At 51.5% G+C, this 15,192-nt stretch carries 11 protein-coding genes; 9 read left to right on the top strand and 2 right to left on the bottom strand.

The genetic code is table 11. From position 1 onward, the window contains the following. The first annotated feature begins 35 nt into the window (after positions 1-35). From BN3279_RS02955 to BN3279_RS02940, 4 genes are all read left to right on the top strand, one after another. Positions 36-911, top strand: coding sequence for a carbohydrate ABC transporter permease (locus BN3279_RS02955; RefSeq protein ID WP_059049162.1), 876 nt, complete (start codon positions 36-38; stop codon positions 909-911). Beyond that, positions 908-1,756, top strand: coding sequence for a carbohydrate ABC transporter permease (locus BN3279_RS02950; protein WP_059049161.1), 849 nt, complete (start codon positions 908-910; stop codon positions 1,754-1,756). Before BN3279_RS02955 ends, BN3279_RS02950 begins: the two co-directional genes overlap by 4 nt. Positions 1,757-1,986: 230 nt before the next feature. Then, entirely contained in the window at positions 1,987-3,264 is a 1,278-nt protein-coding gene (locus BN3279_RS02945) for a glycoside hydrolase family 125 protein (RefSeq protein WP_059049160.1), read from the top strand. 80 nt (positions 3,265-3,344) lie between these two features. Beyond that, positions 3,345-4,835 (top strand): DUF1266 domain-containing protein, encoded by a 1,491-nt coding sequence (locus BN3279_RS02940; protein WP_148466800.1) that lies wholly within the window; start codon positions 3,345-3,347, stop codon positions 4,833-4,835. 92 nt (positions 4,836-4,927) lie between these two features. Here BN3279_RS02940 and BN3279_RS02935 read toward each other — a convergent pair whose 3' ends face one another. Next, positions 4,928-5,788, bottom strand: a complete 861-nt coding sequence (locus BN3279_RS02935; protein ID WP_089153419.1) for a hypothetical protein — start codon at positions 5,786-5,788, stop codon at positions 4,928-4,930. 132 nt (positions 5,789-5,920) lie between these two features. Next, positions 5,921-6,835 (bottom strand): LysR family transcriptional regulator, encoded by a 915-nt coding sequence (locus BN3279_RS02930; RefSeq protein WP_059049158.1) that lies wholly within the window; start codon positions 6,833-6,835, stop codon positions 5,921-5,923. Between the two features lie 171 nt (positions 6,836-7,006). Between BN3279_RS02930 and BN3279_RS02925 the strand changes: the two genes are divergently transcribed. From BN3279_RS02925 to BN3279_RS02905, 5 genes are all read left to right on the top strand, one after another. Beyond that, positions 7,007-8,032 (top strand): ABC transporter ATP-binding protein, encoded by a 1,026-nt coding sequence (locus BN3279_RS02925; protein ID WP_059049157.1) that lies wholly within the window; start codon positions 7,007-7,009, stop codon positions 8,030-8,032. 24 nt (positions 8,033-8,056) lie between these two features. After that, entirely contained in the window at positions 8,057-9,139 is a 1,083-nt protein-coding gene (locus tag BN3279_RS02920; RefSeq protein WP_089153421.1) for an ABC transporter substrate-binding protein, read from the top strand. A 39-nt stretch (positions 9,140-9,178) separates the two neighbouring features. Next, positions 9,179-10,864 carry an ABC transporter permease gene (locus BN3279_RS02915; protein ID WP_059049155.1) on the top strand — a complete coding sequence of 562 codons (1,686 nt, stop codon included), beginning with the start codon at positions 9,179-9,181 and terminating at the stop codon, positions 10,862-10,864. Continuing rightward, positions 10,864-12,177 carry an MBL fold metallo-hydrolase gene (locus tag BN3279_RS02910; RefSeq protein ID WP_232436737.1) on the top strand — a complete coding sequence of 438 codons (1,314 nt, stop codon included), beginning with the start codon at positions 10,864-10,866 and terminating at the stop codon, positions 12,175-12,177. The genes BN3279_RS02915 and BN3279_RS02910 overlap by 1 nt, the downstream gene beginning before the upstream one ends. Positions 12,178-12,439: 262 nt before the next feature. Then, a complete protein-coding gene (locus tag BN3279_RS02905; protein ID WP_059049153.1) occupies positions 12,440-15,160 on the top strand; it encodes an endo-1,4-beta-xylanase in 2,721 nt (906 codons plus the stop codon). Positions 15,161-15,192: the final 32 nt, after the last annotated feature.

The following is a 15,192-nucleotide window of genomic DNA, read 5'->3' as shown; positions in this document are numbered from 1 at the left end:
ACAAATAACTCCCAGTGGCAAAAGGAATGATACTGATGAAGCTAAAAGGCCCAAATATGTTTTACTTTCTCATATTGCTGCCCGCCTTATTGCTGTTTACTATCTTTTTCATCATCCCCGTAGTACAAAGTCTAGCCTTGTCCTTCACGGACGCTTACGGCATGAGACCCAACTACAAGTTCATCGGCTTGGACAACTATATCGCTGCTTTCAAGGATAGAAGCTTCATCGATACGATTAGCGCAACGCTGAAATTCACCATCACTGCCGTTATTCTCGGCAATGTGGTATCCCTCATTCTGGCCTTGTTGCTGGATACGAAGATTCGTGCCAGAAGCTTCCTGCGTTCTATCTTCTTCATTCCGAACGTGATGAGCTTGCTGGTGGTAGGTTATGTATGGTCGTTTGTGTATAGCGATGCCTTGCCGGACCTGTTCGCCGCGCTGCAATTGCCAGCCTCGTGGCAGGCTTCGATTCTGGGCAACCCCGACATTGTTATCTATGCGCTGGCCGTTACGGCGGTATGGAACGTAGCCGGTTATTACATGATCATTTATCTGGCAGCGCTGCAAGGCATATCCGAAGACCTGATGGAAGCTGCTAAAATTGACGGAGCCCGTACCTCGGACATCCTATTCAAGATTAAGCTGCCGCTCATCTCGCCGATTATCGTGATGTGTTTGATCTTGTCAACCGCAGCTCATATCAAAATATTCGAATTGCCGTTCACCATGACCTCTGGTGGTCCGGCTGGCTCTTCGATGACTATGGTGCTGAAAATATACAATACGGCATTTAGTGCCAACCAAACCGGGCTTGCAACAGCGCAATCGACCATCTTCTTCCTTCTGATTGCCGGTATTACCTTGATTCTGACCAGACTGATGAAATCCCGGGAGGAGAAAATATGATGAAAACTGCCGGCGAGAGCAAGAAACAAGGATGGCGTAAAGTTGGACTGTACGCGCTGGTATGGCTACTGGCGATTCTCTTCTTCGCGCCTATCGTCATCGTGGTCCTGAATTCCTTCAAGACCAAGCCGGAGATCATGGTCTCGACCATCGGACTACCGGAGAAGCTCAATTTCGATAACTATATTATGATCTTTACCAACAATGATTTTCTGTCTTCCCTGTGGTTCAGCCTGATCGTGGTGGCTGCTACCACCACCCTGACCGTTGTGGTCTCATCGCTGGCAGGGTATGCGCTGGCCCGTTGGAAGAGTAAATTCTCCAGCGGCATCATGCTCGTCTTCATGACCACCTTGTTCGTACCCTTCCAGGTCTATATGGTGGCCCTGATCGTCATTGCCCGCCAGCTCTCGCTCACGGGTTCCCCTGTGGGGCTAGTCCTGATCTACATTGCCCTCGGTATGCCTGTCCCGATCTTCTTGTACCGCAGCTACGCTGCCACGATGTCCAAGGAGATTGAAGAAGCTGCCGCCATTGACGGATGCAGCCGCATTCAGATGTTCTTCCGGGTGGTCTTCCCGCTGATGAAGCCGATTACCGCCACCGTAGCTGTATTGAATGCACTATGGGCCTGGGGCGAATTTCTGGTCGCGTTCCTCGTCTACGGCAACCACAAGCCGATGACCATCCCGCTGTCCCAGCAATACTTCTACGGCAGCTATAATCAACAATGGAATCTGATCATGGCCGGGTTTGTGGTATCCACCATCCCGATTATCATTTTCTACATTCTGATGCAGAAGCATATTGTCAAAGGCATCGCCGCTGGCGCGGTCAAGGGGTAAATATATAAGTTGAACTAAACGATAGGCATATCAAGCAAGAGAGAAAATGATTCTGAAGAAGCGGAGCGTTCGCCTTTGGGATTGGATTTCTACCTCATAAAGAATTTATTAAATTAGAGAAATCCATGAGCAACAGCGATCGTAAGAACATTTTCTCGTCTGCTTCTTTGCCTAAATCATTTGTTCAACTTATATAGCACTTAGAGTAAAGACAAAAGGAGAGAACACCGATGTTCAACGCTATTACGCGTCAGGTGGAGAAGACCGTTGCCGAATTGCAGCAGATCAAACCTGAACTGGCCGAGTTATTCAAAAATGGCTACAGCAACACTCTGGATACAACCGTAGAACGTATGGAGGATGGAACGACCTTCGTCATTACCGGCGATATCCCGGCCATGTGGCTGCGGGATTCGTCGGCACAGGTAAGACCTTACATCCGCTTGGCTCACGAGGACCAGGAGCTGGCGGAGATGATTCGCGGCTTGATCTGGCGGCAGGCCCGTTGCCTGCTGCTGGACCCTTACGCCAACGCCTTCAATCGGGAGGGAAACGGACACGGACACCAGCAGGACCGCACCGAGATGGGACCGTGGATCTGGGAACGCAAATTCGAGCTGGACTCGCTCTGTTATCCCGTGCAACTGCTGCAGGATTACTTTGAAGCGACTGGCGATACCAGCGTATTCACCGAAGAAGTTCATGCGATGCTGAACGTCATCGTGCGGACGATGCAGACTGAGCAATATCACGATGAGCGCTCTCCTTACAGCTTTGAGCGCGATGATATTACCTTGCCATCGGATACACTGCCCATGGCAGGCCGAGGAACAAGAACGAACGTGACAGGTATGGTATGGTCGGGCTTCCGTCCCAGCGACGATGCCTGCAAGTTTGGCTACTTGATTCCTGCCAATATGTTCGCAGTGGTGATTCTGCGTCATTTGGCCAGCTTCGCCGAGACGTACTATGCCGATGCCAAGCTGGCTGAACGCGCACGCAAGCTGGAAGCTGAGATTACCTTCGGTATCGAAACCTACGGAATGGTGGAACACCCGCGCCACGGCACGATTTATGCCTATGAAACCGACGGCTACGGCAATTATAATTTGATGGATGATGCTAACGTTCCAAGTCTGCTGTCCATGCCTTATCTGGGCTATTGCAGCTATGACGACCCTAAATACTTACGTACGCGGCAATTTGTACTTAGCGAAGACAACCCTTATTACTACAAGGGACGTCATGCCGCAGGGGTAGGCAGCCCGCATACGCCGGAGGGTTACGTCTGGCATATTGGACTCATTATGCAAGGCCTGACCTCGACCGACAAGCAGGAGCAGCTTGACTTGCTGGATCAACTGCTGGCGACTACTGCCGGAACCGGCCTGATGCACGAGAGCTTCCATCCGGATCATCCCGAGCAGTTCACTCGCGAGTGGTTCGGCTGGGCCAACAGCCTGGCGGGACAATTCATTTTGCAGTGGCTGGAGCAGTCGAGCAAGTAGTTCAAATTGAAAAGAACTAGATCAGAGAAAGCCATGATTTCGGGGCAACAGACGCCCGAGGTTATGGCTTTTTGGGCGCTTTGCAGCTTCCGAAGGTAATCAGACCGTTCACATATACCGATATAGACCAGGACATCATTATTTATGGAAAGGATCGAATTATGCAAAATCAATATGTTATTCTCACTGCCATGTACCGCTATGCGCCTACCTTCTTCAGCGATCATCCCTCACCGGAGAAGCTCAGCGCCAAGCTGCTCTCCTTCAATCCTCATACCATTCCCGGGGCAAAAGCGCTGACCAAAAAGGCACTTGAAAGCAACTATGGAATAACCAACCGTAGCCAGCTTGAAGCGACCATTGACGAGTTGATGCTCTGCAATGTATGGGAAGGACCCCTCTATGCAATTCTGATAGACCTGTTCCTGGAGAGTCCGGAGAGATTCAGTCAGCTTCGCCCGCAGGATGTTGAACAAGCCTTAAATGAACAGTCCAAATTAAATACATATCTCTCCCGCTTCTCTCCGGCGAATCAAATGCTGAATGATTCCGAACATAAGCAAGAATATACGAAAGAACTCGTATCTAACGTGGCCGCTTATTTCACCGAGGATGCCAAAGCCACGCTGGAGGCATTAGAAGCATTATTTCGTCATAATCAAGCCTGGCTGCATCATACCGACGGCACGTCTTGGGCTGCCTTCAACTACTCCCGGGCCATTTCAATTATCGCTGACGGCGCCATCTGTGGCTATCTGACTGAGGAAGAAGCCGGTCAATGGTGCGACAAATATGGTTCTATGGCTGAGCGCCTATTCCGCAACTGGCAGACTTTCCTGTTCAGTGCCATCTTGGGCAAGCAGCTAATGACACCTGCCCAGGACCGCTTCATCCTGGGTGCCAATGATTATATTGAAGGGTGCTATAAGTTGGCTGTAAGCCCATTGAAGCCGCTTGAGATTTCGGGAATTTGGCCGGGCAGCAACCTGAGCGCGCTCATTCAAGCCTATGAAGGACAATATTCGAATGATCCTAGCGTGAACGTGAAGAAATCCGGCCCTATTGACCTGTACGAACGCACCGTTCTCCCCATCTTCCGCAAATACAAGGTCGACTATTTCCTCCTGGAGAAGAAGGGGAATGCCGTATTTTATTACTCACCCACGGAATCCGCTCAGAGTGGCGACGCCTCTTACTTTGACATGTACCTGGAGGATTTTGAGGGGGAGCTTGAGCCTGGGGAAATTCCGTTCCTTACTACCGAGAAATGCTTGTTCACGAATAAGTACATCCGCATTCATGTCAAAAAGCTATTCCGCAAGAAGCAGAAGCTGGCCATACCGTGGAACGGAGCTGTGGAGTTGAAATGGGAGCCTACAGGGCTTCAGGATATCCGGCTTAACGTGAACGGACAGGCCGCTCTGGACATACGCCCTAACCTGGATCGGATCGGGATGACGACCTCCCAAACACTGGGATTGAGCAAAAAAGAAACCCAGGAGCTTTACGCTCCCGATTTGGAGAACCTGAATCAAGCTATTCGCGAGTTAAAACAAACTTTCTCTGCCTAAACAGGCTATCGGGACAGAAACAAGCCCGGGAATTTCCGTATAATCGGAGTTCCCGGGCTTTCTTAGGCTTGTATCATTCTTATATCATTCGCTTAATATCTTTCCAGAATCGTCTGCGTCTTCAGGCCATCAATCGGAAGCAGCCAGCCCCCGAGTTCCATGACGTTCATGAGTTCAGGGCGAAGTTCTGCCGCAACGTCATGATCATCGGTTTTGAAAGAAATCTCCACTAGGTTTTCGATCCCTGTGCCTGTACTATTCCGAATCGGCCACACTTCCAGGGTAAGCTCCTGGCCTTCCCATTCTCCACGATAACGCTCAAAGACCAACGGTCCATGGGCCCGAGATTGAGACAATACCTGTTCTCCCCAATTGGGAGCGGACCATTTGTTCAGCTTGCCAGGCAGCTTATCAAGCAGAAGGGACAGCATCTCCTCATCCGAGGGAAGCTCCGGACCACTCACCTTCGTCTTCTCCTTCTTCGTGTTCGAGAAGCTTAATGTCTGCTTGCTGTAACCCCAATCTATTTCCGCTTCATAGTTATCATCTGATGCATCGAAGCCTTCCTGATTAGCCAAAGTCAGCGCAGCATCAACATCTCCATTCAAAATCGGGTAGCGTTTCTTGTAAGTTAACTCGTAGTTGCTCTTGTCTTCCTTCTTACGGAACCGCACATTCCAACCTTCCTCATTCAGCGCAAGACTATCCGTGTCATAATAAGCTACGCCAATCAACTCAGGGGTTGCTGGGAGATTGAATTGCTCCCTGACACTCGCTTGCACTTGTCCCTCCGGTGTTAAGACGGCTTCAGGACTGGCAATAAACTTCACCTCGTACGAAGGGACAGCATTAGGTGCCGCGGACACAGGCTCCAGTACAGCACCGGAAAACATACTTCCCCATGTCGTAAAGCCAACCACCGCTGCCAACATGATGCGTTTCCAAGCTTTCACAATTCATCACTCCTTTGGTGTATTGAATACAAATTCACTCTAAAGGAGAAGTACAAGCACGCTGTTAAAAGAAAGGGAAATATGCATCAAATTTCCATAGATTTTATGAAGGGCAACCTCTAGTTTTTGTTGTTACCATTCCCTCTGCCCCAGCTCTGCCTGCGCACCCGCCTCTCTTAATACCTCACAGAAGCGGCTAACCTGAACCGATGGCAAGCGGTCCACATTATGTACACTATAGATATGCCGGGAGGTCTGGTGACCCGGAATCGGAATAATGTGTAACCATCCCTCCTCCATTTCCCTCCGCACAGCCATACGTGACAGAAAGGCTACATGATACCCGAGTAATACCAACTGCTTGATCGCCTCCAGCGAATCCAATTCGACCGTGCTGCGCAGCTCCAGCCCATGCCGCTCCACCCATTGGTCCGTCAACTGCCGGGTGCTTGATTCGGCTCCGTGTAAGGCAAATGGCGTACGAGCAATCTGCTCAGGCTCCAGCACCTCACCCTTTGCCATTGGATGATCGGGGGCACACACAAGCACCAGATCGTCCGAGCACAAAGGCTCGGCCAGCAAGTTCTTGTCGGAGAATAGCTCCGACGAGGTGACTCCAAGGTCGATCTGATGACGGGCAAGCATGTTCCGAATCACGAGCGAAGGCTTGACCGACAACGAGATACGAATGCCGGGGAATTCCTGAGAGAAGGCATTCAGGATTCGAGGCAGCAGATACGTTGCCGGAACATAACTGGCTCCGATGTGCAGGGTGCCGCGATATAGATTGTCGTATTCCTTCACAATTCGCTTGGACTCTTTGGCCAGCGCATTCATTTTAATCGCATAATGCAACAGAGCTTGTCCGGCTTCAGTGAGAAAGGTCTTCCCGTTACGCGACTCGAACAGCTTGACCTCCATCTCCTTCTCCAGAGACTTCATATGGAACGTCACCGTTGGCTGCTTGATCCCAAGTATCTCGGCCACGCTGGTCATATTATGATGTCGATCCATCAACTCAACAATGCGCAATTTCATCAGGTTCATGTCGTCACTCTCCTCAATCTATCCTTTATATAGGACCTCACTATAGATTTACTCTATGAACATCAACAGAATTCAAACAAAAAGTTAATTTCTCGTTTACATAAGTCTAATACTTAGCTTGAACCCAGCCGTTACACTGAGAAAAGTTCAATAAGACAGGCGGGGATCAGGATGGAAATCGAAATCAAAGGGGTCCATAAAGCATTTGCAGGCACGACCGCGCTGCAACCTACAGATTTGACGCTTGCGCAAGGCGAGTTTACGACATTGCTGGGCCCGTCCGGCTGTGGCAAAACCACCCTCCTGCGTATGATTTCCGGGCTAGAGCAGCCCGATGGCGGGGAGATTTACTCAGCAGGAACATGTATCTACTCGGCAAGCCAGCGCATTGACGTACCTGCGCATAAGCGCAAGTTCGGCATGGTGTTCCAGGATTTTGCCTTATGGCCGCATATGACGGTATTTGAGAATGTCGCCTTCGGCTTGAAGGCGGCCAAGCTCCACCACAACCTCAAGGAAAAAGTTACCGAAGCCTTGGCCATGGTTCGGCTCCAGGGAATGGAGGATCGTTATCCCCATCAGTTATCTGGCGGACAGCAGCAGCGAGTGGCCTTTGCCAGAGCCGTTGCCATTCGTCCAGCACTTGTGCTGTTTGATGAGCCCTTAAGCGCCCTCGATGCTGTGCTACGTGAGGAAATGCGCGTAGAGATGATGTCCCTGGTCAAGGACATGGGCCTGACAGCCCTTTATGTCACCCATGATCAGATCGAAGCCATGTCGATGTCGGACAACATTGTCGTTATGCGTAAAGGTGAAGTGCTGCAACGGGGAACGCCGGAATCCATCTACAAAGCGCCAAGCCACCCGTTTGTTGCGTCCTTTATCGGGAAGTCCAACTGGATCGAGCCAGACAAAGCCATGTTCCGTCCGGAACAAGCCCGGTGGCATAGAACCTCAGACCATGACCTGAGCTACTCCGCTACCGTCCGGCACATCAGCTATGTCGGTGAGCGCTATGAAATTCGTCTTCAAGTGAATGAACTTTTGGAATGGACAGCTTACTCGCAGCACCGAATACCCGTTGGCGAACAAGTTACCTTGTATGTATCCCCAGAGTCCGTGTGCTGGGTGCAAGGCCGTAGTACTGCTGAAAATGTCGATCAACAACTCGGCAATGAGCTTATAGCCTTAGGCTAACTAATAAGAAGGAGTGATTAGATGATGAAGACAAATTTACGTAAAAGAGGGACGATGCTGCTGCTGGCATCCCTGATGAGTATTAGCCTGTTCGGATGTGGCAACGCCTCTAGCGGCAACTCCGCAGTTGAACCTGCTACTAGCGGACAAGCTGCACAAGCAAGTTCGGAAGCAGGCACAGAGAAGACCGATACCTTAGGCGGAAAGCTTGTACTGTATAGTGCCGGACCACAGAAACTGGCGGATAATCTCATCAGCGGATTTGAGGAGAAGACCGGGGTCAAGGTCGAGATGTTCCAAGGAACAACAGGTAAAATTCTGGCCAGACTCGAAGCGGAGAAAGCCAATCCCGTGGCAGATGTGATCATCCTTGCTTCCCTGCCGTCGATGCAATCCATGAAGGCTGAAGGACTGACGCTACCTTATCCGGAAGCGCTGAATAGTGACAAGCTGAACAAGGAATGGTCCGACGCTGAAGGACATTATTTCAGTACCAGTGCCTCGGCCCTGGGTATTGTGTACAATACGAACCTGGTATCCACTCCGCCCAAGAGCTGGAGCGATCTGGAGCTTGCTGAATGGAAGGATGCCGTAAATATTCCTGACCCAACGCTATCTGGATCAGCGCTGGACTTCATTACAGGCTACTTGAGTGTAAATGGCGAAGAAGGGTGGTCCTTGTTCGAGAAGTATAAGGCTAACGGTGTTGCCATGGCTGGAGCCAATCAGGAGGCGCTGGACCCGGTAATTACGGGGGCAAAAAGTGTGGTTGCCGCAGGCGTGGACTACATGACCTATTCCGCCAAAGCCAAGGGTGAGCCAGTAGATATTGTCTATCCGACAGAAGGAACCGTTGTCAGCCCAAGACCGGCGGCTATCTTGAATACAAGCCAAAATGTAGAGAATGCGAAGGCATTCATCGACTATCTGCTGTCTGAAGATGCGCAGAAGCTGGTTGCGAAGGCTCACCTCATTCCTGGTCGTGAAGACATCGAGGCTGAAGGTCGTACGAACCTGAAGGATATTCCCTTGCTGTCTGTTGACTGGAAGTGGATGAACGATCATGGCGATGAGACCGCAGCCAAGTTCTCCGAAGTATTCAAATAAGCAACAACAAGTGAGGGAAGGCAATGTGAGGTGAGCATGATGAGGTCTGGCTTCAAGGAGAGTCCCGGAATTTTTCGCAACATCGGAATAATACTTGCTCTATTTCTGCTAATCGTGGGTATTGTAGTACCGCTATTGATGATCTTCTGGCAAAGCATATCTACAGAACAGGGATTGGACCTGTTAGGTCCAATCCGAACGATTGCGGGACATGAACTATCAGGTGTGCTTATGCATACGATCTGGCTTGGGGTATGTGTAGTAGCAGGGACGACCCTGCTCGCTCTCCCCCTTGCCTGGATTATGTCCAAGACAAGGCTCGGACAACATCGCTGGATTGATGTGGTGCTCATGATTCCTTTCATGACCCCTCCCTATATCGGTTCGATGGGCTGGATTCTGTTTATGCAAAGGGGAGGTTATCTACAGCAATGGCTGCCGGGAAGTGTTGCCGTGAGCGATGCCTTCTTCGGCTTCGGGGGAATGGCGCTGATTATGTGCCTGCATCTGTTCCCTTTCCTTTATTTACTGCTGCGCGATGCAATCATACGAATCGGCGGCAATCTGGAAGAGGCCGGTGCCGTTCATGGAGCGAGCAGCAGCTACCGCTTCCGGAAGATCATGCTCCCTCTGCTGCTATCCTCGTATGGCATGGGGGCAATGTTGATCTTCGTCAAGACGATCGCCGAATTTGGAACACCCGCCACCTTTGGTCGGCGTATCGGTTATTACGTGATGACCTCAGAGATTCATAAATATATATCTAGCTGGCCTATTGATTTTGGCAAAGCCACCTCCCTCGCCTCCGTGCTGATGTCCGTATGTCTGGTGATGTGGTATATGCAATCTGTCATGAGCCGGCGGTTCACCTACCGACTCGTAGGGGGCAAGGGGCAGCGCAGCAAGCGCTACGCCCTACGTGGGTTTGCTGGTGTAGCAGCGATAGCTTATCTGGCACTGCTGCTCGTCTTCTCGGTAGGCATCCCTTATTTTTCAATCATTGCCGCCTCTCTTATGAAGCTTCGGGGGGCTGGCTTGGCCTGGGATAATCTGACGTTGGAGCACTATCAGGAGCTATTGTCCTGGGGCTCGGTAAGTCTGAAGGCATTGTGGAACAGTCTTGGCTTATCGCTCGCTGCATCCACCATCGCCGTTGTACTCGGTAGCGGCTTTGCCTTGGTCATTGGCAAATCGCAGCGGCGAACACAACGGTTCGTTGACCTGTTCAGCCTGTTGCCCAATACCGTTCCAGGCATCGTTATGGTCGTAGGTCTAGTGCTGTTCTGGAATTCCCCCTGGTTGCCGGTGACCCTGTATAACACTTATGGCATCGTGGTGCTCACGTATGTGGTCCTCTTCCTGCCTTACACCGTGCAATATGTGAAATCGAATTTCACTCAAATTGATGGAGCACTCTTTCAGGCTGCTCAAGTATTTGGGGGTAACCCTTGGCTGATTGCCCGGCGCATACTGCTGCCGTTAATTATTCCGGGAATGCTGGCGGGCTGGATTATGACCTTCACCATCTCCGTAAGAGAACTGGTAGGTTCCTTGCTGATTCTACCTCCCTCTATGCAAACGTCGGCTACTTACATCTTCGCTCAGTTCGAGCAGGGGCAAGCATCGCTCGGGATGGCGATGGCCGTCGTCTCTGTCGGAATGACTGTCATATTACTGCTCATTGTCGAAGCTCTTAAAACGAACAGAAAGTGGAATGCATCATGATGAAGCTTAAGATTTGGGGCGGCGCTGGTGAACATGGCCGCTCCGCTTATGTACTCAGCAGTAGCCGAATCCATCTGCTACTGGATTGTGGCGTCAAACGAGAAGGCACCGGAGAATATCCGCTGATGGAACCGGAGCTGGTTCCCAGGCTGAACGCTGTATTTCTGTCACACGCTCATGAGGATCATTCGGTAGCGATTCCGATCTTATACCGCATGGGCTATCAGGGAGAAGTCTGGACGACACAGGAGACAGCAGCCCAGGTAGAAGGCTATTTTCATAGCTGGAGTACGTTTGCCAAGCAATGGGGTGCTTCTCTTCCCTATGAGGATACAGACTATCGTTCCATCCGTTACCGCTTCCTGGACCGGGAGGCCGATAAATTAACATGGTTCGAAGCGATCCCCGGGGTTCAAGCGATGTGGGGACGCAGCGGTCATATGGCCGGATCGGTCTGGCTGCTGCTCCGGGTCGAGGGGAAAGTTATCTTCTACTCGGGGGATTATACCGCTGAATCGATGCTGCTTGGGGATGACAGTCCAGGTTCATCAGCCAGTTATGCCGATTTGGCAATTATTGATGCGGCTTATGGCACAGACACAGAATCCCAGCAGGACAAGCTGAATACACTGGAGACCACGATTAGCAGCACCCTCTTGCGCGGAGGCAAGGTTCTCCTTCCAGTACCGACGACAGGACGGGGTCAAGAAATGCTGCTATGGGCATATAAGACTTACAGAGATTACCCCATTGTTATCGAGCAGGGGTTGCTAGGCGGTATGGAGCGGCTGCTCCACCATCCCGAATGGCTACGTCAATATGCTGACTCCACCGGACAGGAATTGATAAGCCAACTGGAGCACTTCCTACGTCGGGACGATCTGCTCGTTCCAGATAGCGAAGCCCAGCGAATTCACTGGTTAAGAACTCTGGATTCCTCCATCTGGTTCATCACCGACGGCATGATGCAATCCAGGCTTGCCCGTTGGTATTATGATCAGCTACGTGCGGATTCTCGCAATCTGATATTGCTGACAGGTCATGCAGCCAAAGGAACCTTCGCCGACCAACTGCTGCAAGCACCAGAAGAGTATGGGGCCTGTGAAGTACAAAAGCGTAGGTACAAGGTCCATCAAGGCTATGAGGATGTGCGACGGATGCTCTCAACCATTCCCGCACGGCACAATGTGCTGGTTCATGCGGCCAAGGAAGAAACGGACCAGCTAAGACATCAATTGCTGAATGACGTTGCGGCCCGGAATGTGCAAACACAAATTCATTCACTGTCGGCTAGCGAGGAGCTATGGTTCTAAGCATTGGATCAACCTCCCCCTACTCGCATTCAAGCAGAAGCCTCCCCCACCTTCATTAAGTGGATAAGGAGGCTTCTGCTTTGATTTGGGCAGCAACCCGCATGATTCCCCTTATCACCTAAGAAAAGCAAGGGTTCACCTTTAATCTGTAGAAAGTCTACCAATCTATAAAATGGTATCATTTGGATATAAAGGAGGGATGCTTTAACAAAATGTAAGCGTTTTATTTTGTTTAATCCAATAATTGAGGGGAAGTGAGTGAATGTTGAAAAGCATGAAGCATGCCGTCTCGCTATTACTCGCCGCAGCTTTGCTAATTCCATCAGGATGGCTGGCTACCGTGGCCCAGGCCGGGACGGACCTGACCCTAAGTGACACGACAACGGTGTATCATGAAGACTTTACGGGTGGCAAAGGCGTTGCGGTGCAGTCAGGCGGAGCCGCCTTGACCGCAGTCACCAGCAAGTTCTATACAGGCAATGAGGACGGAACCGCCCTCCATGTGGGCGGGCGAGCTAACAACTGGGATGGTGCTGACTTCCGGTTCGAAGACATCGGGCTGGAACATGGAAGCACCTATACCGTCACCGTGTCCATCTATGTAGACGCGGATGTCAGTGTGCCGGACGGAGCGCAAGCCTTTCTGCAAACCGTCAACAGCTACGGTTGGCTGGATGGCAAGCCCTTTGTTGCTGGCAGCCCTCTGACACTGAGCAAAGAATTCACTGTAGACACCGGTAAAGATATCGCACTGCGGATTCAATCCAATGACGCCGGAGCCGGGGTGCCCTTCTATATCGGGAATATTCTGATTACTGCCGAGACAGGCTCAGGTGGAGAAGAACCCCCTAGAGAGCCGGCTTTACCGTTCGAAGCCATCACCTTTGAAGATGGAACCACCGGCGGCTTCACGGGGAGAGCCGGGTCCGAGATGTTAACCGTCACCACGGAGGATAATCACACGCCGGGCGGCTCGCGGGCCTTGAAGGTGGAAGGACGGAGCAGTACCTGGCACGGGCCGGCGCTGCGCGTAGAATCCTATGTGAACCTGGGCGAGGAGTACAAGATTTCTGCGTGGATCAAGCTGATTGAGCCTGAAAGCTCACAAATCCAACTGTCCACCCAAATCGGTAACGGCAGCTCCGCTAATTACGTAGCTTTGGCAGCCAAGACCATCCGTACCGCTGACGGTTGGGTCCTATATGAAGGAACATATCGATACAACAGTGTGGGAGGGGAATTTTTGACGATATATGCCGAAAGCTCAAACAACGCCACCGCCTCTTTCTATATCGATGACATCCGCTTTGAGAGCACGGGCGCTGGGCCGATCGACATCGACAAGGACCTGCTTCCGCTTAAGGAGGCTTACGAAGATGATTTCCTGATCGGTAGTGCCATTTCGGCAGAGGATTTGGAGGGAGTACGCTTAGAACTGCTGAACATGCACTACAACACCGCCACGGCGGGCAACGCCATGAAGCCGGACGCCTTGCAACGGACCCAAGGCAACTTTACATTTGCCGAAGCCGACGCCATGATCAACACGGTAAGGGGCGCCGGGATGAATATGCATGGACATGTGCTGGTATGGCATCAGCAATCCCCTGCCTGGATGAATACAACGACCAATGCGCAAGGTCAAACCGTCCCCTTGGGGCGTGCGGAGGCACTTCTAAATCTACGAACCCATATCCAGACCGTCATGGAGCATTTTGGCGATAACGTGATCTCCTGGGATGTGGTGAATGAAGCCATGAATGATAACCCGCCTAGCCCAACCAACTGGGAGGCAGCGCTCCGCACATCGCCCTGGTACCAAGCTATTGGCCCGGACTATGTAGAGCAAGCGTTCCTCGCCGCCCGGGAGGTGCTGGATGATCATCCTGAGTGGGATATCAAGCTATATTACAACGACTATAACGAGGATAACCGGAACAAGGCCGACGCCATTTACAGCATGGTGCAGGAGTTGAACGACCGCTATGCGCTAACGCACCCCGGCAAGCTCCTGATCGATGGCATAGGTATGCAAGGACACTACAACCTGAATACAAATCCGCATAATGTCAGGCTGTCTCTGGAGCAGTTCCTTTCCCTGGGCGTAGAGGTCAGCATCACTGAATTGGATATTCAGGCAGGCAGCAACTACGAATTATCCGAGCCTCTGGCGAACGCTCAAGGCTTCTTGTACGCTCAATTGATGAACCTTTTCCGGGAGCATACGGACCAGATCAGCCGCGTGACCTTCTGGGGACTAGACGACGCTACAAGCTGGCGGGCTTCATCCAATCCGTTGCTGTTTGATAAGAACCTGCAAGCCAAACCGGCTTACTATGGCGTCATCGACCCGGACAAATTCATCGACGAGCATCAGCCCGAGTTGCCGGAGGCGCGCCAGTCGACGGCCAGCTACGGCACCCCGACGATGGACGGAATTGTGGACGCCATATGGAATGCAGCCCCGGCTATCCACATCGACCGCTATCAACTGGCCTGGGAAGGCGCCAGCGGAACGGCCAGAGCTCTATGGGATGACCAGTATTTGTATGTACTGATCCAGGTAAATGACGCACAGCTAGACAAGACTAACGCTAATGCTTGGGAGCAGGACTCCGCCGAAATTTTCCTGGACGAAAACAATGCCAAAACCCCGTTCTACCAGGCCGACGATGGACAGTACCGGATCAACTTCGATAATGAAACCTCCTTTAATCCGGTGAGCATTGGAGGTGGCTTCCTCTCGTCCGTCACCGTGTCAGGCACAAGCTATACGGTCGAAGCAAGAATTCCGTTCCGGTCGATCTCCCCGGCCAACGGCGTGGAAATCGGCTTCGACGCCCAAATCAACGATGCCAAGGATGGTATGCGCCAAAGCATCGCCACCTGGAACGACACGACCGGCAACGGATATCAGGACACTTCGATTTATGGAGTTCTGACCTTGACTGGCAAGCCGGCCCCCGGGAATTGTGGCTCGTAAAAGCATGATGATGAACCTCTAGATGTACGGAC

It is taken from the genome of Paenibacillus senegalimassiliensis (assembly GCF_001486585.1).
Lineage (GTDB): Bacteria > Bacillota > Bacilli > Paenibacillales > Paenibacillaceae > Fontibacillus > Fontibacillus senegalimassiliensis.
The sequence above is the reverse complement of the archived record's forward strand: the minus strand, read 5'-3'. Positions and strand labels throughout refer to the sequence as shown.

What these genes read in the sequence shown, in the direction of transcription:
- BN3279_RS02930 (WP_059049158.1), bottom strand. Translation starts at nt 6,835, where the DNA reads ATGAACCTGATGAAATTGCGCATTGTTGAGTTGATGGATCGACATCAT.
- BN3279_RS02915 (WP_059049155.1), top strand. Translation starts at nt 9,179, where the DNA reads ATGAGGTCTGGCTTCAAGGAGAGTCCCGGAATTTTTCGCAACATCGGA.
- BN3279_RS02955 (WP_059049162.1), top strand. Translation starts at nt 36, where the DNA reads ATGAAGCTAAAAGGCCCAAATATGTTTTACTTTCTCATATTGCTGCCC.
- BN3279_RS02925 (WP_059049157.1), top strand. Translation starts at nt 7,007, where the DNA reads ATGGAAATCGAAATCAAAGGGGTCCATAAAGCATTTGCAGGCACGACC.
- BN3279_RS02945 (WP_059049160.1), top strand. Translation starts at nt 1,987, where the DNA reads ATGTTCAACGCTATTACGCGTCAGGTGGAGAAGACCGTTGCCGAATTG.
- BN3279_RS02910 (WP_232436737.1), top strand. Translation starts at nt 10,864, where the DNA reads ATGAAGCTTAAGATTTGGGGCGGCGCTGGTGAACATGGCCGCTCCGCT.
- BN3279_RS02920 (WP_089153421.1), top strand. Translation starts at nt 8,057, where the DNA reads ATGAAGACAAATTTACGTAAAAGAGGGACGATGCTGCTGCTGGCATCC.
- BN3279_RS02905 (WP_059049153.1), top strand. Translation starts at nt 12,440, where the DNA reads ATGTTGAAAAGCATGAAGCATGCCGTCTCGCTATTACTCGCCGCAGCT.
- BN3279_RS02950 (WP_059049161.1), top strand. Translation starts at nt 908, where the DNA reads ATGATGAAAACTGCCGGCGAGAGCAAGAAACAAGGATGGCGTAAAGTT.